This window comes from Actinomycetospora sp. 2LY8.5 (assembly GCF_057180585.1).
Genome location: NZ_JBXUHE010000051.1, coordinates 11,554 through 34,372, shown reverse-complemented (window position 1 = coordinate 34,372; position 22,819 = coordinate 11,554). Strand labels below are relative to the sequence as shown.

The following is a 22,819-nucleotide window of genomic DNA, read 5'->3' as shown; positions in this document are numbered from 1 at the left end:
GCAAGCCGCGATCGCGGGCTACGTGCGCTGGCACAACCGCCACGCCACCCCGAAACGCCGCTTCGCCGCCAACTCCAAGATCCGCAGACCCGATTACCTACCCAACGTTGCCTGATACAGCACTAGTTCCCCGGGCGGCTCGCCCCGTGGAGATCAGGAGCGCGGTACGCACCTCCCGGGCCGTTCTCGGGTGCGGGTCTCGCTCTCCTGATCTCCACGCGCCCCGGCGTTGTCGGGGGTGCCGCGCATGCTCCTCCCCAGCGGCGATCCGAGGAGGAGCGATGAGCAGGCGCAGGCACGACGGTCGGCGGCGGGCGGCGAAGGTGGACGGGCGTCTCGAGCGGCGCCGCACGCCGCGGCCGCCGCGCGAGGGACGCTCTCCGGCCGGAACGGCGCCGGCGAACGCGCCGCTGGCACCGCGACCGGTCGAGCCGGAGCGCGCGACGGCCGAGCTCGGCGCGCTCCTGGGCGGGTTCCTCACCGACCTCGATGCCGACCTCGATGCCGACCTCGACGCCGACCTCGATGCCGACCTCAATGCCGACCTCGATGCCGACCCCGACGACGAGCTGGACGACGACCCCGACGACGAGCTCGACGACTGGGACGACGACTTCGAGCTGCTCCAGGACCGGGTACGCACGGTCGTCGCGGACACCGTGGACCGAGAGGACGCCGAGATCGCCCGGGCGTTCGTCGCCGACCGCCTGCCGGGCAGCCGGGTGCTCGTCGACGTCACGGTCGCCGCGTGGCTCGCGAAGGCCGGGAGGCGCGGGGACGGCGACGTGTCCCGCCGCGCCGTCCGCTGGGTCGCCGAGCACCTCGGCGAGGCCGGGCCGGTGGTCGACGACGCCGCGCGCCTCCTCGGGCCGGACGCCGCCGCCGCGGGTCGCGAGTCGTTCCTCCGCACGCCCGACGACGTCCTCGTCGCGCGCCTCTGGCTGCTCGCCGCGGTCGTGACCCCGGTCGTGGGCGGCGCGGCCGCGCGGGTCGACGTCCTCTGCGGGCCGTGATCGCGGGACCGATGGCCGGAGCGCGGCGGTCGGCCTGGCCGTCTGCGCCGTCGCGGACCGGCCGGCGAGGGTGCGGCGAGGATGCGGCGCCGTCAGCGTCACCCCACCCGGTGATCCTCCTGCTCCGACGGCCCTCGCCCGGGGCTCCAGGGGCGCCTGTGACTCGTGTGGCGAGCCCGGATTCGGGCGACACGCCGGGTCGCCGGAGGTGAGCAGCGACGACGGGCGAGGCCCTCGGGGAGGGGCGGCGCTGTCGGGGGGCGCGATTAGGCTGGGGTGGTTCCCACCGCCCACGTCCCGCACCCCGGGCGGGTCGGCGGTACCCCGATCCCGGCCCTGGAAGGGAGATCCCGCGACGTGACCGGCGACTCGTTCGTCCACCTGCACACGCACACCGAGTTCTCGATGCTCGACGGTGCCGCGCGGCTGGACGACCTGTTCGCCGAGGCCGCGCGGATGGGCATGCCGGCCCTGGCCATGACCGACCACGGCAACACGTTCGGCGCCTACGAGTTCTGGAAGAAGTCGAAGGACCACGGGGTCAAGCCGATCATCGGCATGGAGGGCTACCTCGCGCCCGGCAGCCGTCACGAGCGCAAGCGCGCGACGCTCGGCGGCCAGGTCATCAGCGATGACAACCCGGGCCAGATGTACACCCACATGACGCTCCTGGCCGAGAACACGGAGGGGATGCACAACCTCTTCCGGCTCTCCAGCCTCGCGAGCCTCGAGGGCTACTACTACAAGCCGCGCATGGACCGCGAGCTGCTCGAGACCTATGGCAAGGGCATCATCGCGACCACCGGGTGCCCGTCGGGTGAGGTCGCGCGCTACCTGCAGCAGGACGACTTCGACGGCGCCTGCCAGGCCGCCAGCGACTACCGCGACATCTTCGGCGCGGACAACTTCTTCTGCGAGCTGATGGACCACGGCATCGAGATCGAGCGCCGGGTCCGCGACGACCTCTACGACCTCAAGAAGAAGCTCGACCTGCCCGGTCTCGCGACGAACGACCTGCACTACACCTACGCCAAGGACGCGAAACCGCACGAGGTCCTGCTGTGCGTGCAGACCGGCAAGACCATGAACGACCCGAACCGTTTCCGGTTCGACGCGCAGGACTTCTACCTCAAGAGCGCGCAGGAGATGCGCGCCCAGTGGGACGGCGTCTTCCCCGAGGCCTGCGACAACACCCTGGCGATCGCCGAGCGGGTGAACGTCGAGTTCGACGAGGGCCGCGACCTCATGCCCGTCGCGCCGGTCCCCGAGGGCGAGACGGAGTCCAGCTGGCTGGTCAAGGAGGTCGAGCGCGGCCTCAACCAGCGGTTCGGAGGCCAGGTCCCCGAGGGTCACCGGAAGCAGGCCGCCTACGAGATCGACGTCATCTGCCAGAAGGGCTACCCCGGCTACTTCCTGGTCACGGCCGACCTCGTGCAGTACGCCAAGTCGGTCGGCATCCGCGTCGGCCCGGGCCGCGGTTCGGCGGCGGGCTGTCTCATCGCCTACGCGCTGGGCATCACCGACCTCGACCCGGTCAAGCACAACCTGATCTTCGAGCGGTTCCTCAACCCCGAGCGCAAGTCGATGCCCGACATCGACCTGGACTTCGACGAGCGCCGGCGCGGCGAGATGATCCGGTACGTCACCGAGAAGTACGGCGAGGACCGGATCGCCCAGATCATCACCTACTCCACGATCAAGGCGAAGGCCGCGATCAAGGACTCGGCGCGCGTGCTCTACGGCCAGCCCGGCTACGCCGTCGCCGACCGCATCTCCAAGGCCATGCCGCCCGCGGTCATGGGCAAGGACATCCCGCTCTCGGGCATCTTCGACCCGGCCCACAAGCGCTACTCCGAGGCCACCGAGGTGCGCGCGCTCTACGAGGCCGACGCGCAGGTCAAGGAGATCGTCGACACCGCGCGCGACCTCGAGGGCCTCAAGCGCCAGTGGGGTGTCCACGCCGCGGGCGTCATCATGTCGAGCACCCCGCTGATCGACGTCATCCCGATCCAGCGCCGCGAGGCCGACGGCGCGATCATCACGCAGTTCGACATGGGTGTCTGCGAGACGCTCGGGCTGCTGAAGATGGACTTCCTGGGGCTGCGCAATCTCACGGTCATCGACGACGCGCTGCACAACATCACCCTCAACGGGAAGCCGGCGCTCGACCTCGACAACCTCGCCCTGGACGACCCCGAGGCCTACAAGCTGCTGGCCCGCGGCGACACCCTCGGCGTGTTCCAGCTCGACGGCGGGCCGATGCGCGACCTCCTGCGGCGCATGGAACCGACGACGTTCGAGGACATCTCCGCCGTCCTCGCGCTCTACCGGCCCGGCCCGATGGGCGCCAACGCGCACAACGACTACGCCGACCGCAAGAACGGGCGGCAGGAGGTCAAGCCGATCCACCCGGAGCTGGCGGAGCCGCTGGCCGAGATCCTGGGGGAGACGTTCGGTCTGATCGTCTACCAGGAGCAGGTCATGGCGATCGCCCAGCAGCTGGCGGGCTACTCGCTCGGCGCCGCCGACCTGCTCCGTCGCGCGATGGGCAAGAAGAAGAAGGAGATCCTCGACAAGGAGTTCGTGCCGTTCTCCGACGGCATGAAGGCCAACGGCTACTCGCAGCAGGCCATCCAGACGCTGTGGGACATCCTCGTCCCGTTCTCCGACTACGCCTTCAACCGCGCCCACACCGCGGGCTACGGGCTCGTCTCCTACTGGACGGCCTACCTCAAGGCCAACTACCCCGCCGAGTACATGGCCGCGCTGCTCACCAGCGTGCGCGACGACAAGGACAAGGCGGCGATCTACCTCTCCGAGTGCCGCAAGATCGGCATCACGGTGCTGCCGCCCGACGTCAACGACTCGGTGCGCGACTTCGCCCCGGTCGGCGGTCTGGAGAGGTCGGACATCCGGTTCGGCCTCGGCGCCATCCGCAACGTCGGCAGCAACGTCGTCGACGCGATCGTCGAGACCCGGCGCGAGAAGGGCGGGTTCACCGACTTCTCCGACTTCCTGCGCAAGGTCCCGCAGCAGGTGTGCAACAAGAAGACGGTCGAGTCGCTGATCAAGGCCGGCGCCTTCGACTCGCTGGGCCACCCCCGCAAGGGTCTCGCGCTGGTGCACGCCGAGGCCGTCGACGCGGTGATGACCACCAAGAAGGCCGAGGCCGACGGCCAGTTCGACCTGTTCGGGAGCTTCGACGGCCCGGAGGAGGACTCCGGGGACACCACGGGCATGTTCGACGTGAAGGTGCCCGAGGGGGAGTGGGAGTCCAAGCACCGCCTCGCACTGGAGCGGGAGATGCTCGGGCTCTACGTCTCGGGCCACCCGCTCAACGGCATCGAGCAGATCCTCGCGAGCCGCGCCGACACCCAGATCACCAAGATCCTCGAGGGTGACGTCGCCGAGGGCGCGCAGGTCACGGTCGGCGGCATCCTCGCCAGCGTCACGCGGCGCGTGAACAAGAAGGGCGAGCCCTGGGCGTCGGCGCAGATCGAGGATCTCGCCGGAGGCATCGAGGTGCTGTTCTTCCCGCGCACCTACGCCGCGGTGTCGATCGACGTCGCCGAGGACGCGATCGTGCTGGTCAAGGGCAAGGTCAACAAGCGTGACGACCGGGTGAGCCTGTTCGTCGAGGACCTCGCGGTGCCCGACCTGTCCGGGGGCGTCGGCGGCGCGCCGGTCAAGGTCGTCATCGAGAGTGCGCGCTGCACGCCCGAGCGGGTCGGCAAGCTCAAGGAGGTCCTCGTCGCCCACCCGGGCCCCAGCGAGGTCCACCTGACGCTGCTCGCCGCCAACGGGGCGAGCCACGTGCTGCGGCTCGACGACGGTCTCAAGGTCACCAACTCGGGCGCGCTGATGGGCGACCTCAAGGCGCTGCTCGGCCCCCGCTGCCTGGGCTGAGGCTCGCGCGCCTCGCCGGCGGCCTGGCACGCTCGGTACCCCGTCGGCCGTGTCGTGCCGACACCGGTTCCAGGAGGACGGCCATGACCGGTCGCGTGGTGCACTTCGAGCTCCCGTACTCCGACGGCGACCGCGCCCGCGCGTTCTACCGAGACGCCTTCGGGTGGAACACGATGGTGATCCCGGAGCTCGACTACACCGGGGTCACCACCGGCCCGACCGGCGAGGACGGGACGGGCAAGGAGCCCGGGTTCATCAACGGCGGGATGTTCGCGCGCGGAGAGGGGGAGCCGCGCGGCCCCGTCGTGGTCATCGACGTGCCCGACCTCGACGCCGCCCTGGTCCGCGTCGAGGAGCTCGGCGCGACCGTCGTCACCCCGAAGATCACCGTTGGTGACATGGGGTTCGCCGCCTACTTCCGCGACCCGGAGGGCAGCGTCGTCGGCGTCTGGCAGACCGCGGGTGCCTGATCCGGAGAGCCGCGGCATCTACGTCGCCCTCGGGAGCTCGTTCGCCGCGGGTCCCGGGATCCCGCCCCAGGTCGACCGCGGGGCGCTGCGCTCGGGGCGCAACTACCCGAGCCTGCTCGCCGAGGACGTCGGCCTGCCGCTGGTCGACGTCACGTGCTCCTCACCGTGCTCGGGTCCCACGCGACGCCGGGGCGGCCGGGATGGCGGCGGTCGCCGACCTCGTCGCGACGAGGCTGCGGACCGTCCCCGGGGCTTGACCGGGACACGTGACCCGGCGCACGGTCGAGGGATGGCCGCCCCCACGCAGGACACCCGCAGCTCCGACGACGGCATGCCCGCCTTCCGGCCCTCCCAGGAGGGCATCGTCATGCCCCAGCCGCCGACGTTCGCCACGAGCGCGGAGGAGCGGCTGCACCGCAAGCAGCAGCTCGCCGGCGCGTTCCGCATCTTCGGGCGCTTCGGGTTCGGCGAGGGGATCGCCGGCCACATCACCGTGCGCGACCCCGAGGACCCGCACATGTTCTGGGTCAACCCGTTCGGCATGAGCTTCCGACACATCCGTGTCTCGGATCTGATCGCGGTGAACCACGACGGCGACGTGGTGCACGGGAACCGGCCGGTGAACCAGGCCGGGTTCGTCATCCACTCCGCGGTGCACCACGCGCACCCCGACGTCGTCGCGGCCGCACACGCGCACTCGGTGTACGGCAAGGCGTGGTCGTCGCTGGCCCGCCCGCTGGACCCGATCACCCAGGACGCCTGCACGCTCTACGAGAACCACGGTGTGGTCAGCGAGGGACGCGGGGCGGTCGTGCTCGACCCCGAGGTCGGCCGGGCCCTGGCCACGGGGATGACCGGGCGGAAGATGGTCTTCCACCAGAACCACGGCATCTTCACCGTCGGCGACACGGTGGCCGAGGCCGCGTGGTGGTTCATCAACACCGAGCGCAACTGCCAGGCCCAGCTCATGGCCGAGGCCGCCGGCACGCCCACGCAGATCGACCACGTCAACGCGACGTTCACCGCCGAGCAGACCGGCACGGCCTACGCCGGCTGGTTCTCGTTCCAGCCGCTGTGGGACGAGGTCGTCCGGACCGATCCCGACCTGTTCGATTAGCCGTGTCAGAGTGAGCGGGTGATCGTCGACGCCCACGTCCACGTCGCCCACCTCGCGCGTCTCAAAGTGCCGTGGGAGCAGTGGATCGGACCGGCCGGTACCGGTGAGGCGTGGTCGGCCTGCTACGACAGCGACGGCGCGGCGATCCCGGAGAAGGTGTCCGCGCTGTTCGCCGGCGCCGGTGTCGACCGGGTCCTGCTGTTCTGCGAATACAGCCCGAAGGCCACCGGGTGGCAGACGATCGAGGACATGTTGCCGCTCGTCGACGCCGACGCCGAGCGGTTCCGCATCGTCGCCAACGTCAACCCGCACGTGCACCACCCGGTGGCCGCGGAGGTCGACCGCCAGCTCGACCTGGGTGCCGTCGCACTCAAGGTCCACCCGGTGCACGCCGGGGTCGCGCCCAACGACGCGGAGCTCTACCCGGCGTACGCGCGGTGCCTCGAGCGCGGGATTCCGGTGGTCGTGCACACCGGCCCGTCGGTGTTCCCGGGCGCCACCGGGAAGTACGGCGACCCCGTCATGCTCGACGACGTCCTGCGCGACTTCCCGGGGCTGACCCTCGTGCTCGCCCATGGTGGCCGTGGCTGGAGCTACGAGGTCGCCGCCTCGCTGGCGCTGACCCGGGAGAACGTCTGGCTCGACCTCGCCGGCCTGCCGCCCCACAAACTGCCCGTGTACTACGAGCGGTTCGGCTTCGACCGGGTCGCCGCGAAGTCGGTGTTCGGCACCGACGCGCCGTCCGCCGACCCCGCCCGCAACATCGCCGCGGTCCGGGAGCTCGGGCTCGGCGACGCTCTCACCGACGGGCTGCTCGGCGACCACGCCCTGCGGGTCTATCCGGGGCTGCTGGAGCCGCCGTCGCGGGTCTGAGCGCCCGCGCCCGGTGTAGTGTGCCGATGAGGGACCGATCGGTCCGGGACCGTACGGTCCGTCGACGGTGGCACGCAGCGGAGCGGACCTGCCGCGCCGGAGGCGGGCGCTGGCACGAGAGGAGCCGTGGTGGCACGGACGCCCGCACCCGGCACCCGGGATCGCATCCTCACGACCGCGTCGCGGCTCTTCTACGAGCACGGGGTCCGTGCCGTGGGCATGAACCAGGTCATCACCGAGGCCGGGACCGGCAAGAACCTCCTGTACTCGCACTTCCCGACGAAGAGCGACCTCGTCGCCGCCTACCTGGAACGCGCGCGCGACATCCGTGACGCCCAGGCCCGCCGCGCCCGCGAGGCCGCCGCCGACGACCCGCGCGCACAGCTGCTCGCCGTCGTCGAGGAGATCGCCGCGACGACCACACGCCCCGACTTCCGCGGGTGCGCCTTCCGCAACTACCTCGCGGAGTTCCCCGACGACGCCGATCTCGGCCACGACGACGCGCCGACCCCTGCCGGCGTCGCCCACCACGTCCTCGCCGACTCCCACCGCCGGCTCACCGAGCTCGTCGCCGCCCTGGGCGTCGCCGACCCGGACCGGCTGACCGAGGAGCTCTGGCTCCTCGTCGACGGGCTCTACCTGCAGGCCGCGTACCGCGACCGCGTCGACTCCCGCGTCGGCGCCGAGACCGCGATCGACCTCGCCCGCCGCCTCGTGGACGAGCGGATCGCGTCGTGACCGCCCCGGCGAGCCCCCGCACCGTCCTGCTGATCACGTCGGCCGCGGCGTTCCTCTCGAGCCTCGACCTGTTCATCGTCAACCTGGCGTTCCCCGACATCCGCGCCGGCGCTGGATCTCGCGGTCCTGCGCACGCCCGTCGTCGGGCTCGCGGCGCTGGCCATGATCGCCTTCACGACGGGCTTCGCCGGCATGCTCGTCGGAAGTGTCCTGTTCCTCACGGGCACGTGGGGCTGGCCGGCGCCGGTCGCGGGGCTCGCGCTCGCGGTCGGGCCGGCGGTGGTCGTCGGGGTGGCGCGGCTGTCGGGCCGCCTCACGGGGCGGTTCGGGATCGGGCGGGTCGTCGTGGTGGGCGGGCTGGTGTTCGCGGCGGGACCGGCCTGGTGGGCGCTGTCGCTGAGCGCCGAGCCGCACTACGCCGCCGGCATGCTCCCCGGGCAGATCGCCACGGGGCTGGGGGTCGGTCTGATCCTGCCCGCCCTGTCGTCGGTCGTCGGCGTGGCGCTCCCCGCGCACCGGTGGGGCACGGGATCCTCACTGATCACGTCGGCCCGGCAGGTGGGGTCGGTGCTCGGGGTGGCGCTGCTCGTGTCCGGCGGCGGATTGCCCGGCCGGGCAAGCGGGGTAGACAACTGTCATGGCCATCGCAACGACGAACCCCGCCACCGGGGAGACCGTCCGGGAGTTCGACGCCCTCACCGACGCCGAGCTGGAGGAGAAGCTCCAGCGCGCGTGGGACGCGTTCCAGACCTATCGGGACACCACGTTCGAGCAGCGCGCCGGCTGGCTGCGCGCGGCGGCGGACATCTTCGACGCCGAGAACGAGCGGCTGGCCGAGCTCGCGACCCTCGAGATGGGCAAGACCTTCGTCGCGGCCAAGGCCGAGGTCACCAAGTGCGCCCTGGGGTGCCGCTGGTACGCCGACCACGCTGCCGAGGACCTCGCCGACGTCGAGTGGCCGAAGCCGAAGTCGGCGCCCGAGAACGCGCGCATCTTCACGCGCTACCAGCCGCTCGGCCCCGTGCTCGCCGTGATGCCCTGGAACTTCCCGTTCTGGCAGGTGTTGCGCTTCGCCGCGCCCGCGCTCATGGCGGGCAACGTCGGGCTGCTCAAGCACGCGTCGAACGTCCCCCAGGTGGCCCTGGCCATCGAGGACGTCCTCACGCGCGCCGGGTTCCCCGACGGCGCGTTCCAGACGCTGCTGGTGGGCTCCTCGGTGATCGAGGGGATCATCGACGACGACCGCGTCCGCGCCGTCACGCTGACCGGCAGCGAGCCCGCGGGCCGCGAGGTCGGCGCCCGCGCCGGTCGGAACGTCAAGACGAGCGTGCTCGAGCTGGGCGGCAGCGACCCGTTCATCGTCATGCCCTCGGCCGACCTCGACGCCACCGTCGAGGCCGGTGTGTCGAGCCGCCTGCTCAACAACGGGCAGTCCTGCATCAACGCCAAGCGCTTCATCCTCCACGCCGACATCGCGGACGAGTTCACGCAGAAGCTGGTGGCGAAGTTCGAGGCGCTGACCGTCGGCGACCCGATGGACGAGAACACCGACATCGGGCCGCTCTCCGGCTCCGGATCGCTCGAGGAGCTCGACCAGCAGGTCCAGGACTCGGTCGCGTCCGGCGCGAAGCTGCTGACCGGCGGCAAGCCGCTGGGCGGCGCCGGCAACTACTACCCGCCGACGGTCCTCGCCGAGATCCCGAAGGACGCCCGCGCGTACTACGAGGAGCTCTTCGGGCCGGTGGCGCTGGTGCACCGCGCCCAGGACATCGACGATGCGATCCGGATCGCCAACGACTCCGACTTCGGGCTGGGTGGCAGCGCCTGGACCAGTGACGAGGCCGAGAAGGAGCGGTTCGCCACCGAGGTCGAGTCCGGCATGGTCTACGTCAACAAGGTCACCGAGTCGACGCCCGAGGTGCCGTTCGGCGGCGCGAAGAACTCCGGCTACGGTCGCGAGCTCGCGAGCTTCGGCCCGCAGTCGTTCGTCAACGCGAAGACGATCTGGATCCAGTAGCTAGAGACCCAGCCCGGCCGCGGCCCGGCGCGTCGCCTCGGTCCAGGCGGTGTGCCGGCCGTGGAACACCTCGGTGGCGCGGTGCCCGATCCACGGCGAGGGCAGCAGCGCGTCGGGCAGCCCCGGATCGAGGAACGGGAAGCGCCGCCACGCGTCGACCAGGCGGATCTGCGCCGCGAGCGTGGCGGCGTCGTCGCCGGGCTCGAGGTCGGCGAAGGCACCGACGAACTGCTCGTAGCGCGCCTCGAGGTCGCCCAGGTCCCAGGCCCGGGCCGCGAGCTCGGCCGCGGTGAGCCCGCCGTGGTACTCGCCGGTGACGACGTGGGCGTCGGCCGGGCCGTTCTCGGCGAGGACCTCGCGGACCTCGTCGAGACGCCCCGTGTCGGGGGAGACCCACATGCCCGCCGCGGGGGAGCCGAGGCCGGCCCACGCCAGGCGGGTGCGCAGCCGGTGCCGCCGCGCGCGCTGCTGCTCGGGGACGCTCGCGACGACGACGAGCCAGTGCCCGTCCCACGCGGCTCGCGCGCGCCCGTGCGCGTAGATGCGCGCCGCGCCGACGGTGAGCAGGTCGCGGCCCCACGACGTCAGGTCCCACCGCACGCGCCGCCCGACCCGCTCGGAGACGAGCATGCCGTCGGCCGCCGTGCGGGCCAGCGCCTGGCGCGCCGACTTCTCCTCGACGCCCACCAGCCCGAGCACGTCGACCACCGTCTGGGTCCACACCGGCTCGCCGCCGGGCAGGACGACCTCGCCGAGCACGGTGACGAGCAGCGACCGCGCGCTGGTGGCCGCGACCTCGCGACGCCGCGAGAACGGGTCCGGCCTCGCGTCGGCGGCGCTCTCGTCGGCGGTGGACATCACCGGTGATCCTAGAGCCCCTCCCGACCAGCGCCGTTACGGTGCGCGGGTGACCGCGCCGAGGACGACGAGCCGTTCGTTGCAGGACGTCGACCGGGCCCACGTCTGGCATCCCTACGGCCCCATGCCGGGACGCACGGATCCGCTGGTCGTCCGCTCGGCGCGCGGGGTCCGGCTCACGCTCGACGACGGCCGCGAGCTGGTCGACGGCATGTCCTCGTGGTGGGCGGCGGTGCACGGCTACCGGCACCCGGCGCTCGACGACGCCGTCGCCCGCGCCACCGGCGCGATGAGCCACGTCATGTTCGGCGGGCTCACCCACGACCCGGCGGTGGCGCTGGCCGAGCGCCTGGTCGCGCTGACCCCGGAGCCGCTGCAGCACGTGTTCCTCGCCGACTCCGGGTCGGTGTCGATCGAGGTCGCGCTGAAGATGTGCCTGCAGTACCAACGGGCGCGGGGGCGGCCGGGCCGCACGCGGATGATGACCTGGCGCGGCGGCTACCACGGCGACACCTTCGGCGCGATGAGCGTCTGCGACCCGGAGGGCGGGATGCACGCGGCGTGGACGGGGTTCCTGCCGCAGCAGGTGTTCGCGGACCGGCCTCCCTCGACCTACGACCCCGCCTACGACGAGCACCTGCGCGCGGCGGCCGAGGCGCACGCCGGCGAGATCGCCGGCATCGTCGTCGAGCCCGTCGTGCAGGGGGCGGGCGGGATGCGCTTCCACGACCCCCGCCACCTGCGGGCCCTGCGGGAGATCGCCGACCGGCACGACCTCGTGCTGGTGTTCGACGAGATCGCCACCGGCTTCGGGCGCACCGGCACGCTCTTCGCCGCCGAGCAGGCCGGGGTGTCGCCGGACGTGATGTGCCTCGGCAAGGCCCTGACCGGCGGCTACCTGACCGCGGCGGCGGCCCTGTGCACACCCGCCGTGGCGACGGCGATCAGCGAGGGCGAGGCCGGAGGCCTCATGCACGGGCCGACGTTCATGGCCAACCCCCTCGCGGCGACGGTGGCGGCGGCGAGCATCGACGAGCTGCTGCGCCGCGACTGGACCGGCGAGGTTGCGGGGCTCGGCGCGGGGTTGCGGGAGGGTCTGGCCCCGGCCCGTGCCGTCGACGGCGTGGTGGACGTGCGCGTCCTCGGCGGCATCGGCGTGATCCAGCTCGACCACCCCGTCCACGTGCCCGCGGCGCAGGCCGCCGCGGAGGCGCACGGCGTGTGGCTGCGCCCGTTCCGCGATCTCGTCTACGCGATGCCGCCCTACGTGACCCCGGCCGCCGACGTCCTCCGGATCGGGGAGGCGATGGTCGCCGCGGCCGCGGCCGGATGACGCGGCCGCCACATGAACGCTGCGTAACGATCATGTGAGACCACGGTGAGACCGACATGAGCCGGTGTGACGTGTCCGTCCGAATCGCCGGATTCGATGAGATTCACCCGTCCGGTGCAGCAAGTCCGACGGTCAGGCACGGACCGAGCGTGGCCGTCCCGACGCAGATGTCCAGCTCCGGGCCACGTCACACTCTCATGAGGGACTGCGGGTACCGCTTGACCCGGTTCGATTCGAACGGAGCGTCACGATCAACTCGGCGACGCGGGGGTGCCTCCCCCGGCGGTAGGGCACAGTGATCACAGCGCCCCGGCACGCGGCAACGCGGCCCTGTCGGTGACGCCGGGTGACCGGCGGCGCGGCGCCCCGAAGCCCCCCAGGCCCCCCGGTGATCGCCCCCCGATCACCCCCCGCCGGGCCGGTCCACGGCCCCCGACGGAGGACCCATGACCACCGGAGCAACCACCGTCCCGTCCTCGGACCGGGACGCCCCGAGCTGGCGCGAGAAGCTCCGCGCCGACATCCCCGCCTCACTCGTCGTCTTCCTCGTCGCCGTGCCCCTCTCGCTGGGCATCGCGGTGGCCTCGGACGCCCCGCTCACCGCCGGGCTCATCGCCGCGGCGGTCGGCGGTGTCGTCGCCGGCGCCCTGGGCGGCTCCCCGCTGCAGGTCAGCGGCCCTGCGGCCGGCCTCACCGTCGTCGTCGCCGATCTCGTCGGACGCTTCGGCTGGGGCGTCACCTGCGCGATCACCGTGGCCGCGGGCGTCCTGCAGGTGCTGTTCGGGCTCACGAAGAGCGGGCGCGCCGCGCTGGCGATCTCCCCGGCCGTCGTGCACGGGATGCTCGCCGGCATCGGCGTGACGATCGTGCTCGGCCAGCTGCACGTCGTCCTCGGCGGCGAGCAGCAGGACGACGCGATCGCGAACATCCTCGCCCTGCCCGGGCAGCTGCTCTCGCTGCACGGCGCGGCGACCGCGCTCGGCCTCGCCGTCATCGCCATCCTGCTCGCCTGGCCCCGGCTCCCGCAGGGCACTCCCGGCTGGGTCCGCGGGATCCCCGCCCCGCTGCTCGCGGTCGCACTGGTGACCGTGATCGCCTCGGTGTTCGCGCTGCCCGTGGAGCGCGTCGAGATCGGCGGGTCGGTCCTCGAGGCCATCACCCCGCCCGTGCTGCCCGACGGGCAGTGGGGTGCCTTCGCGGTCGGCGTGCTGACGATCGCGATCATCGCCAGCGTCGAGAGCCTGCTCTCGGCGGTCGCCGTCGACCGCATGCACTCCGGCGCCAAGTCGAACCTCGACCGCGAGCTCGTCGGGCAGGGTGCCGGCAACACCCTCTCCGGGCTGCTCGGCGGCCTGCCGATCACCGGCGTCATCGTGCGCAGCTCCACCAACGTCGCCGCCGGCGCGAAGAGCCGTGTCTCGGCGATCCTGCACGGCGTCTGGATCGTCGTGTTCTCGGTGGTCCTGCTGGGCCTGGTGCAGCAGATCCCGATGGCCGTCCTGGCCGGTCTGCTCGTGGTGATCGGCGCCCGGCTGGTGAAGCTCGCCCACATGCGCGAGCTGCACCGCCACGGGGAGCTGCCGGTGTACGTCGTGACGATCCTCGGCGTCGTTCTCACCGACCTGCTGACCGGTGTCATCGCCGGGCTCGTGCTGGCGCTCCTGCTGGTGCTGCGGCGCGTGGTGTGGGCCTCGATCGAGGTCCAGGAGCCTTCGGCCGCGGCGGACGGCGACTGGCACGTGGTGGTCGAGGGCGCGCTGTGCTTCCCCTCGATCCCACGTCTGGCGCGGCGTCTCGGGCAGGTGCCCACCGGCGCACCCGTGGTGATCGACCTGGTCACCGACTACCTCGACCACGCCGCCTACGACCACCTGCAGGAGTGGATCGAGCGCCACGAGCAGGGCGGGGGGCGCGTCCGCGTCGACGAGGTGGGCACGATGGGCCTGCTCGACCGGCGCACGACCACCAACGGCGGGCCCGGCTCCCGCCGGCCCGGCCCGGTGCCGCGGTTCCTGTCGCCGTGGTCGGTGTGGCAGGAGGGTCACGATGCGCGGTTCGGCGTCGGGGCCGGTCACGGCCACGCCCTCGACGCCGGCGACGACGCGGCGGACGGGACAGGCGACCCGATCCTCACCGGCCTGCGCGAGTACCACCGGCGCGCCGCCGGGCTGGTCGCGCCGTACCTGTCCGACCTCGCCGACGGCCAGTCGCCGTACGCGTTCTTCCTGACCTGCTCGGACTCGCGGGTCGTCCCCAACGTGCTCACCTCGAGCGGCCCCGGCGACCTGTTCACCGTCCGGAACGTCGGCAACCTGGCGCCGGTCGAGAGCACCGACGACTCGGTCGGCGCGTCCGTGGAGTACGCCCTCGAGGTGCTCGAGGTCCCGACGCTCGTGGTCTGCGGGCACTCCGGGTGCGGCGCGATGACCGCGGCGCTGCGGGGGACCGGCGGTGAGGGGGTCCTCGGGCGCTGGCTCGGCGGCGCCGGCGAGAGCGTGTCGCGCTGGCAGGACGGTCACCCCGCGGCCACGGAGGCCGCCGCCCGGGGCGCGTCGGACGTCGATCAGCTGGCGATGGTCAACGTCGCGGTGCAGCTCGAGCGCCTGGCCCGCCACCCGGCGGTCGCCCGCGCGCTCGAGGAGGGCCGGGTGCGCCTGGTCGGGCTGTACTTCGACATCGCGACCGCGCGGATGTCGGTGCTCGAGGGGGAGCGCTTCATCCCGGCGTCGCGCGACCGGCTCGGCGCCGGCGCGGTCGGCACCCCCGGCGACCCGGTGACCTCGGCGATCCCGATCCCGGCCGTCGACCCGGTCTGACGACGCGATCGCCACACCATCATGTGCGTACTTTCCGGCGCTATAGCGCCGGAAAGTACGCACGTAGGGTGGCCGGCGTGAGCTGGCTGGGTGCGTGGCTGGAGGAGACCGCGGCGGCGCGCGCCGAGGCGGGGCTGCGACGGACCCTGCGTCCGCGCGAGGCGAGCGACCCGGTGGTCGACCTCGCCTCCAACGACTATCTCGGCCTCGCCCGCGACCCGCGCGTCGTCGAGGCCGGCGCCGCCGCGCTCCGGGCCTGGGGCGCCGGGTCCACGGGATCAAGGCTCGTCACGGGCTCGACGCGGCTGCACGGCGAGCTCGAGGACGCGCTCGCCGACTTCACCGGCAGCCCCGCGGCGCTGGTCTTCTCGTCGGGCTACACCGCGAACCTCGGCGCGGTCACCGCGCTCACGGGGCGCGGCGCGCTCGTCGTCTCCGACGTCGCCGCGCACGCCTCGCTCGTCGACGCCGCCCGCCTCTCGCGCGCCCGCGTCCAGGTCGCCCGGTGCACCGACCCCGAGGTCGTGGACCGCGTGCTCGCCGCGCGCGGGGAGGCCCGCGCCGTGGTCGTCGTGGACGGCGTGGACAGCGTCGACGGGGGCGTCGCACCGCTCGCCGAGTTGCACGCCGTCTGCCGGGCACGCGACGCCGTGCTGCTGGTCGACGACGCGCACGGTCTCGGCGTCCGCGGCTCGGGCGGGACCGGGACGCTCGCGGAGGCGGGGCTCGCCGGCGCGCCCGACGTCGTGCTCACCGCGACGCTGTCGAAGTCGCTCGGGGCCCAGGGCGGGGTGGTACTCGCCGACCGCGCCGTCGTCGAGCACCTCGTCGACACCGCGCGCCCGTTCATCTTCGACACCGGCCTCGCGCCGGCCGCGGCGGGCGCCGCGCTGGCCGCGCTGGAGATCGTGCGCGCCGAGCCCGAGCGTGTCGCCGCCCTGCACACCGCCGCGGCGACGGTGGCCGCGTCCGCACGGGCCGCCGCACCCGGGATCGACGTGCCGGCACCGACCGCGGCGATGGTCCCCGTCGTGCTCGGCGACCCCGCGGTCGCGGTCGCCGCGGCCGCCGCGTGCGCCGAGCACGGCCTGCGCGTCGGCTGCTTCCGCCCGCCGTCGGTGCCGCCGGGCACGTCACGCCTGCGCCTGACCGCGCGCGCCGACCTGACCGCCGACGCCCTCGCGCTCGTCGACCAGGTGCTGCACAAGGTCCTCGGGTCGGCGCTGGCCCGTTAGGCGGCCGGCTCTGGTTCGCATCACCGAACGTGGAACAGGTCCTCACGCAACGTGTCAGCGCGGTACCGTTCGGGTACTGACCACCGTGCCGTCGAGCGCGCGACCGGGGAGGGACGGGTGACCACGCTGCTGCGCTCCGAGCACGACGTGGCGCCCTCGTACCACACGTTGCTCGTCACCGACGCCGTCGACCAGGGCCGGCGCGGCGCGGCGTCCTGGGTCGAGCGGGAGCTCTCCCTCGGGTCGAAGGTCTTCTACAAGGGCTGGCTGCCCGAAGGTCATCGTCCCGACCAGCACTGGCTGACGGGCCCGGCCGGTCCGCGCGGCGCCCGCGACGCCCTGAGCACCGGCCAGCTCGAGTTCCTCGACTTCCCGACGCTCGTCGAGCGCTCCGGGGCCACGGCGAACGGCGTGCTCGCCGTCTACCAGGGCGAGGTCGAGCGGGCCCTCGGCGACCTGTGGCCCGCGGTCGCGATGACCCAGGAGAGCCCCGAGCTCCCGATGGCCGACGACGCGGACCTGGTGTCGGAGTACGCGCGCTGGGAGGCGGGGTTCGACGACCTCACCGACCGGTGGCCGGTCCGCATGCTCTGCCAGCTCTGCGTGGCGTCCGAGAGCGAGCGCGCGGTCTGGGAGACCGTCGCCGTGCACCACCGCGACGTCGTCGACGGCTTCTGGTCGGCCACGGCCGACGGCGGCCACTGGCAGCCGCGCGGCGACCTCGACGCGCACGTCGCGCGCCGCTTCGGCGCCGCGGTGCACGGCGCCCTACGCACCGCGCGTGAGGCCGAGCACGGCCCCGACCTGCACCTGGACCTCTCCGGCGTCGACTTCATGGACGTCGCCTGCGCCGAGATCCTCATGCTCGCCGCCCGCTCCGCACCGGCCGACCAGCACGTCGTCCTGCACGGCGGGCCGCGGTTCCTGCGGCGCCTGTTCGACGCGGTCGGGCGACCGGCGTCGGTCCGCGAGGGCGGGGAGACACCGTGACCGGCGGCCTCGTCCACCTCGGGCTGCTCTTCGACGGCCCCGCCGACCTGGTCGCGAGCGCGCTCCCGACGCTGCGGCAGGCCCTCGACGGCGGCGACGAGGTCGTCGTCGCGGCCGACCGCGGCACCGTGCGGCGGCTGCGCGGCGCTCTCGGCGCCGACGCGGACCGCATCGCGTTCCCTCCGCCGGCGTCCATGGTTCGGCCGTCGGCGCCGGACTACCTCACCACCGTCGGCCGCTGGGTCCGTCCGGACCGCCGGACGACGGTGCTGGGCCAGTACCCCGCCGCGATGTCCCCGCGCGAGTGCGGGGCCGGCGAGGACGCCCTCGGCGTCGTCCTCGGCGACGTCCCGCTCACCCTGATCTGCTGCTGCCGCCGCGACCTCGACCCGGAGCTGGTCGCGGTGCTCCGGCGCGCTCACCCGCAGCTCGCCACGCCCACCGGCCCCGTCGCCAACCCCGACCACCACGCCCCGGCGACGGTGAGCCCGACGCCCGCGGCACTGTGGGGCGAGGTCGCCGGCCGCGTCGGCGTCGAGGACCTCGCCGACCTCGCCCGGCTGCGGCGCTGCGTCGCCGAGGTCGCCGAGCGCGCCGGGCTCGAGGGCGACGCCGTGCGTGCCGCGGTGCTCGCGGTGCACGAGGCCGCGGTGCTCGAGGTGCGCCGCGGCCCGCCCCACCACGCGCACCTCACCCTCGAGGTCCGCGCGCTCCGCCACACGCTGCTCTCCGAGCTGACCGGGCCGCACGGGATCCCCGCGCAGCAGGGGCCGGGAGACCCTCTCGCCCACGTGCGGCCGTTCTGCGCCGGCGCGGTCGTCCACGACGAGCCCGAGCGCCATGCGGTCCGGGTGCTGAGCACCGTCTGACCCGGGGTTAGCGTCGGGTCCCGTGCGGACCCTGATCGTCACCGGTACCGGGACCGACGTCGGCAAGACGGTGGTGGTCGCCGCCGTCGCCGCCCTGGCCCGGGCCGCGGGCGAGCGCGTCACCGTGATCAAACCGGCCCAGACCGGCATCGCTCCCGGTGCGGACGGCGACCTCGCCGACGTCATGCGCCTGGCCGGCGCGGTGGACACCCTCGAGCTCGCCCGGTTCCCCGAGCCGCTGGCGCCCGCGACGGCGGCCCGCCGGGCCGGGGCGACGCCCGTGACGGCCGCGCAGGTGGTGGACGCGGTGCGGGAGGTGGACGCCGACCTCGTCGTCGTCGAGGGGGCCGGCGGCCTGCTGGTGCGCCTCAACGACGGCGACGACACCCACCCGCCCCAGACGCTCGCCGACGTCGCCGCCGGGCTCGGCGCACCGGTCCTGCTCGTCGCGAGCCCCGGGCTCGGCGTGCTCAACACCGCCGCCCTGACCGCCGAGGCGCTGGCCCGCCGCGGACTGACGCTGGTCGGCACCGTCGTCGGCGCCTATCCGGAGCACCCGGACCTCGCCGAGCGGACCAACCTCGACGATCTGCCGGCCGTCACCGGGGCACCGCTGCTCGGCGTGCTGCCGGCCGGGCTGGGGGGCGCGACGCCGGAGCGTGTCCTCCACGCCGCGGGGTGTGGCCTGGGTCCCCTCCTCGGCGGTCGGTGGTCCCCGAATCGCACACCGTGAGGCACACTGCGGCGCGAGCGTGTCCGACGAACAGAGCCCGACGAACAGAGCCCGACGAAGGGAGCCGTGCGTGACGGCCGTCGATCCCAGCACCACCGTCGAGGACACCGGAGAAGACGGAGCGCGGCGGAGCTCGACCGTCGACTCCGGCGACATCCTCGCGGTGGCCCGCGAGCAGGTGCTCGAGCGCGGGGAGGGCCTGTCGCAGGAGCAGGTCCTGGCCGTCCTGCAGCTGCCGACCGACCGCCTGCACGAGGCGCTGGCCCTCGCCCACGACGTGCGCATGCGCTGGTGCGGGCCGGAGGTCGAGGTCGAGGGCATCGTGTCGCTGAAGACCGGCGGCTGCCCCGAGGACTGCCACTTCTGCTCGCAATCGGGGCTCTTCGAGTCGCCGGTGCGCGCGGCCTGGCTGGACAAGGATCGGCTCGTCGAGGCGGCCAAGCAGACCGCCAAGACCGGGGCCACCGAGTTCTGCATCGTCGCCGCCGTGCGCGGACCCGACGCCAAGCTCATGGAGCAGGTGCGCGCGGGCATCGCCGCGATCCGCGCCGAGGTCGACATCAACGTCGCCTGCTCGCTGGGGATGCTGACCCAGGAGCAGGTGAACGAGCTCGCCGCCATGGGCGTGCACCGCTACAACCACAACCTCGAGACCGCCCGCTCGCACTTCGGAGAGGTCGTCACCACGCACTCCTGGGAGGAGCGCTGGGAGACCCTGCAGATGGTGCGCGCGGCCGGCATGGAGGTGTGCTGCGGCGGCATCGTCGGCATGGGGGAGACGCTCGAGCAGCGCGCCGAGTTCGCGGTGCAGCTCGCCGAGCTGGAGCCCGACGAGGTCCCGCTCAACTTCCTCATCCCGAACCCCGGCACCCCGTTCGCGCACCTCGAGGTGCCCCAGGGTGCCGACGCGCTGATGACCGTCGCCGCGTTCCGCCTCGCCCTGCCGCGCACGGTGCTGCGCTTCGCCGGCGGGCGCGAGCTCACCCTGGGCGACCTCGGCGCGGAGCAGGGCATGCTCGGCGGCGTCAACGCGATCATCGTCGGCAACTACCTCACCAACCTCGGGCGGCCGGCCGAGCAGGACCTCGACATGCTCGAGACCCTCAAGATGCCGATCAAGGCCCTGAACGACACGTTGTGAGCGCCGTTCTCGAGCCGACCGAGGACGTCGGCAGCGACACGGAGCGCAGCGGAGCCGGCGCCGACGACACGGCTGCTCTCTTCTGCGCCTGGTGCGGGGTCGCCCGCGCCGAGGCCGATCACACCGCGTGCGACCGCCGGCTCGCCACCGTCGACCCGCCGCGGCACTGCCCCGTCTGCGCGCGGCGGATGGTCGTGCAGGTCGACCCCGTGGGGTGGACGGCGCGCTGCAGCCGCCACGGGGAGTCGGCCGGGACGAACGGCTTCCGGTGAGCTCGTGACCAGCGGCGCGCTCGTCGACGACGACTTCCTGCCCACCGAACCCGAGGGCCGGTTGACCCGTGCCGAGCTGCTCGGTGACGTTCCCGCCGCGCTGCGCCTCGCGGCGGTCCTCGCGGTGGTCGGGCTCCCGCTCGGCGCGCTGTGGGCGCTGCTCGCGCCCGACGTGCACACCGTCGCCCTGCCCGGCACGGGCACCGGCTCGCCGGCGGGGGAGGCCGACCACGCGTTCGACGCGGTGGCGATCCACGTCCTGATGATCACCGCCTACGGTGTGATCGCCGGCGCCGTCGCCTGGCGCCGTCGGCACCGCCGCGGGCCGGTGGTGCTCGTCGCGCTCATCGTGGGGTCGCTGGCCGGCGCGTGGCTCGCGGGCCGGATCGGCACGCTGGTCGCCTGGTCCGCGTCCCCGGTGCCGGTGCTCGTCGACCCCACCGCGCTCGGGGCGGCCGGGACGCCGGGCGCGCCGGTGCCCGCGGTCCTCACGAGCGTGCCCGCCTCGCCGGGTCCGTGGTGGATCGCGATCGTCGCCGGGCTCGGCGCGGCGCTGACCTACGTGCTCGCCGCGATCGTCGACGGGCACGAGGACATGGGCCGAGGCGACCCGGGCCGAGACGACCCGGGCCGAGACGACCCGGGCCGAGACGACCCGGGAAGCGACCCGTGACCGCCCTCGACCTGGCGTGCGAGCTGGTCCGGCTCGACACCCGTGGTGCCGGGGAGCGGGTCGCCGCGGACCTGCTGGCCGGTCGCCTCCAGGAGGCGGGTCTCGTCGTGGCGATCCACGAGACGCGCCCGGGGCGGGCGAACGTCGTCGCCCACCACGGCGAGCAGACCCCGGTGACGCTGACCGGCCACCTCGACACGGTGCCTGCCGACCCGGCGGTGTGGTCGTTCGACCCGCTCGCGGGCGACGTCGTCGACGGGAGGCTGCGCGGGCGGGGTAGCAGCGACATGAAGGCCGGTGTCGCCGCCGCCGTGGTCGCGGCCGAGGAGCACGTGCGCGCCGGCGGGACCGGCGTGCAGGTCGTGCTGACCTTCGGCGAGGAGACCGGCTGCGAGGGCGCCCGCGAGATCCCGGCCGGTGCGCTGCGCCCGTCGGGCACGCTGCTGGTCGCGGAGCCGACGAACAACCGCGTCGTGCTCGGGCACAAGGGCGTGCTGTGGCTCGAGCTGCGGGCCCGCGGCGTGCCGGCGCACGGGTCGCGGCCGGACCTCGGGCACAACGCGCTCGTCGACCTCGCCCGCGCCGCGGTGCGCATCCACGAGCACGACGGGTGGCCGGGCAGCCCGACGCACGGCCGGACGACGGCGAACGTCGGGATGATGCGCGCGGGCATCCAGCCCAACGTCGTCCCGGACCACGCCGCGCTCACGGTCGACCTGCGCCTGGTCCCCGGCGACACCGCCGACGCCGCGCAGGCCACGGTCGTCGACCTCGCGGGCGTCGACGTGACGACCGAGCGCCTCGTCGAGCTGCCACTGATCGACACCGACCCGGGTCGCGTCGCCCGTGCCGTCGAGCTGCTCGGCGGCGGCGAGCCGCGGTACGCCACCTATTTCACCGACGCGAGCGTGCTCGCCGGGGCCGTCGGCGGCGCGGACACGATCGTCTGCGGGCCCGGGGAGCCCGAGCAGTGCCACGTCACCGACGAGTGGGCACCGGCCGACCTGATCGACCCGGCCGTCGAGTCCTACCGCCGGGTGCTCACCGAGCTCACCTAGTTGAGGCTGTGCTCGACCGCGAACTTCGCGGCGGGCGCCCACACCGCGCGCAGCTCGTCGAGCAGGACGGCCTCGCGGGTCATCGACTGGCGCACCAGGCGCAGGCGCTCGACGGGGCAGGTCTGCTCGAGCAGCTCCTGGCGGTCGGCGAGGGGCAGCAGGCAGTCGCCGGCGAGGACGTGGGCGAGCTCGGGGCCGGCCACCTCGGGCGCCGGCTCCTCGGCGAGCTCGGCGGGCAGCTCCCCGTCGCCGCCGCCCTGCTGGCGCCAGGCCGTGGTGCAGTAGCGGCGGTGCGCGGCGCGGGCGGCCATGGCCAGCGGCGCGAGGTCCTCGGAGTCGTCGTCCTCGTCGTCGGGCAGCCACTCGACTCCTCCGACGAGGTAGGGCGCCGCCGTGTCGTCGACGTCGACGAGGCGGAAGCGCCGGTCGCCCGTAGTCTGGATGTCGAAGCGCCCGTCGGGCAGGCGCCGGACCTCGCGCAGCGTGGCCGTGCAGCCGACGTCGTGCAGGCCCTCGCGGCCGTCGTCGGGGGTCCAGCCCTCGCGGACGGCGACGACCCCGAACTGCTTGCCGGGCAGGGTGCCGGTGACCAGGTCGATCGTCAGCTGGCGGTAGCGCGGCTCGAAGATGTGCAGTGGCAGCGAGGCGCCCGGGAGCAGCACGGTCCCCAGCGGGAACAGAGGCAGCGTCTCGACCACGGCGCCCAC

19 protein-coding genes and 1 pseudogene are annotated in these 22,819 nt (G+C 73.7%); 18 read left to right on the top strand and 2 right to left on the bottom strand.

All coding sequences use genetic code 11. From position 1 onward, the window contains the following. Nucleotides 1–281 precede the first annotated feature (281 nt). The 8 genes and pseudogenes from AC2A1K_RS31755 to AC2A1K_RS31720 all read left to right on the top strand — a co-directional run bounded on the left by AC2A1K_RS31755 (nt 282) and on the right by AC2A1K_RS31720 (nt 10,134). Entirely contained in the window at nt 282–1,013 is a 732-nt protein-coding gene (locus AC2A1K_RS31755) for a hypothetical protein (protein WP_483900350.1), read from the top strand. A gap of 357 nt (nt 1,014–1,370) precedes the next feature. Continuing rightward, a complete protein-coding gene (dnaE, locus tag AC2A1K_RS31750) occupies nt 1,371–4,919 on the top strand; it encodes a DNA polymerase III subunit alpha (RefSeq protein WP_483900349.1) in 3,549 nt (1,182 codons plus the stop codon). A gap of 83 nt (nt 4,920–5,002) precedes the next feature. Next, a complete protein-coding gene (locus AC2A1K_RS31745; RefSeq protein WP_483900348.1) occupies nt 5,003–5,389 on the top strand; it encodes a VOC family protein in 387 nt (128 codons plus the stop codon). Then, nucleotides 5,382–6,506 (top strand): class II aldolase/adducin family protein, encoded by a 1,125-nt coding sequence (locus AC2A1K_RS31740; RefSeq protein WP_483900347.1) that lies wholly within the window; start codon nt 5,382–5,384, stop codon nt 6,504–6,506. Before AC2A1K_RS31745 ends, AC2A1K_RS31740 begins: the two co-directional genes overlap by 8 nt. Nucleotides 6,507–6,524: 18 nt before the next feature. Further along, nucleotides 6,525–7,379, top strand: a complete 855-nt coding sequence (locus tag AC2A1K_RS31735; protein ID WP_483900346.1) for an amidohydrolase family protein — start codon at nt 6,525–6,527, stop codon at nt 7,377–7,379. A gap of 129 nt (nt 7,380–7,508) precedes the next feature. Beyond that, entirely contained in the window at nt 7,509–8,117 is a 609-nt protein-coding gene (locus AC2A1K_RS31730; protein WP_483900345.1) for a TetR/AcrR family transcriptional regulator, read from the top strand. 111 nt (nt 8,118–8,228) lie between these two features. Continuing rightward, nucleotides 8,229–8,681, top strand: a pseudogene (locus AC2A1K_RS31725) (MFS transporter); the annotation flags it as partial. Nucleotides 8,682–8,754: 73 nt separating this feature from the next. Beyond that, complete coding sequence (locus AC2A1K_RS31720; RefSeq protein WP_483900344.1) at nt 8,755–10,134, top strand: aldehyde dehydrogenase family protein; 1,380 nt, start codon at nt 8,755–8,757, stop codon at nt 10,132–10,134. Here the strand turns inward: AC2A1K_RS31720 and AC2A1K_RS31715 are convergent, their stop codons facing one another. Further along, entirely contained in the window at nt 10,135–10,992 is an 858-nt protein-coding gene (locus AC2A1K_RS31715) for a PaaX family transcriptional regulator (RefSeq protein WP_483900343.1), read from the bottom strand. It abuts the gene before it with no gap. A gap of 49 nt (nt 10,993–11,041) precedes the next feature. On the opposite strand from AC2A1K_RS31715, the gene AC2A1K_RS31710 reads away from it, so the two are divergent. The 10 genes from AC2A1K_RS31710 (at nt 11,042) to AC2A1K_RS31665 (ending at nt 22,112) form a co-directional block, all read left to right on the top strand. Next, nucleotides 11,042–12,325, top strand: a complete 1,284-nt coding sequence (locus AC2A1K_RS31710) for an adenosylmethionine--8-amino-7-oxononanoate transaminase (RefSeq protein WP_483900342.1) — start codon at nt 11,042–11,044, stop codon at nt 12,323–12,325. Between the two features lie 446 nt (nt 12,326–12,771). Then, on the top strand, nt 12,772–15,141 hold the full coding sequence (locus tag AC2A1K_RS31705) for a SulP family inorganic anion transporter (protein WP_483900341.1): 2,370 nt from the start codon (nt 12,772–12,774) through the stop codon (nt 15,139–15,141). Nucleotides 15,142–15,227: 86 nt separating this feature from the next. Then, nucleotides 15,228–16,376 (top strand): 8-amino-7-oxononanoate synthase, encoded by a 1,149-nt coding sequence (locus AC2A1K_RS31700; RefSeq protein ID WP_483900352.1) that lies wholly within the window; start codon nt 15,228–15,230, stop codon nt 16,374–16,376. Between the two features lie 117 nt (nt 16,377–16,493). Continuing rightward, nucleotides 16,494–17,366 carry an STAS domain-containing protein gene (locus AC2A1K_RS31695; protein ID WP_483900340.1) on the top strand — a complete coding sequence of 291 codons (873 nt, stop codon included), beginning with the start codon at nt 16,494–16,496 and terminating at the stop codon, nt 17,364–17,366. Then, nucleotides 17,363–18,235 (top strand): hypothetical protein, encoded by an 873-nt coding sequence (locus AC2A1K_RS31690; RefSeq protein ID WP_483900339.1) that lies wholly within the window; start codon nt 17,363–17,365, stop codon nt 18,233–18,235. Before AC2A1K_RS31695 ends, AC2A1K_RS31690 begins: the two co-directional genes overlap by 4 nt. Before the next feature lie 22 nt (nt 18,236–18,257). Next, a complete protein-coding gene (bioD, locus tag AC2A1K_RS31685; protein WP_483900338.1) occupies nt 18,258–18,968 on the top strand; it encodes a dethiobiotin synthase in 711 nt (236 codons plus the stop codon). A 70-nt stretch (nt 18,969–19,038) separates the two neighbouring features. Continuing rightward, nucleotides 19,039–20,109 (top strand): biotin synthase BioB, encoded by a 1,071-nt coding sequence (gene bioB, locus AC2A1K_RS31680; protein ID WP_483900337.1) that lies wholly within the window; start codon nt 19,039–19,041, stop codon nt 20,107–20,109. Further along, on the top strand, nt 20,106–20,381 hold the full coding sequence (gene bsaP / locus AC2A1K_RS31675) for a biotin synthase auxiliary protein BsaP (RefSeq protein WP_483900336.1): 276 nt from the start codon (nt 20,106–20,108) through the stop codon (nt 20,379–20,381). The genes bioB and bsaP overlap by 4 nt, the downstream gene beginning before the upstream one ends. Nucleotides 20,382–20,385: 4 nt before the next feature. Next, nucleotides 20,386–21,054, top strand: coding sequence for a DUF2567 domain-containing protein (locus AC2A1K_RS31670; protein WP_483900335.1), 669 nt, complete (start codon nt 20,386–20,388; stop codon nt 21,052–21,054). Then, on the top strand, nt 21,051–22,112 hold the full coding sequence (locus AC2A1K_RS31665) for a M20 family metallopeptidase (RefSeq protein ID WP_483900334.1): 1,062 nt from the start codon (nt 21,051–21,053) through the stop codon (nt 22,110–22,112). The genes AC2A1K_RS31670 and AC2A1K_RS31665 overlap by 4 nt, the downstream gene beginning before the upstream one ends. On the opposite strand, the gene AC2A1K_RS31660 is transcribed toward AC2A1K_RS31665, so the two are convergent. Then, entirely contained in the window at nt 22,109–22,819 is a 711-nt protein-coding gene (locus AC2A1K_RS31660) for an LON peptidase substrate-binding domain-containing protein (protein ID WP_483900333.1), read from the bottom strand. The two genes, AC2A1K_RS31665 and AC2A1K_RS31660, sit on opposite strands and share 4 nt — an antisense overlap.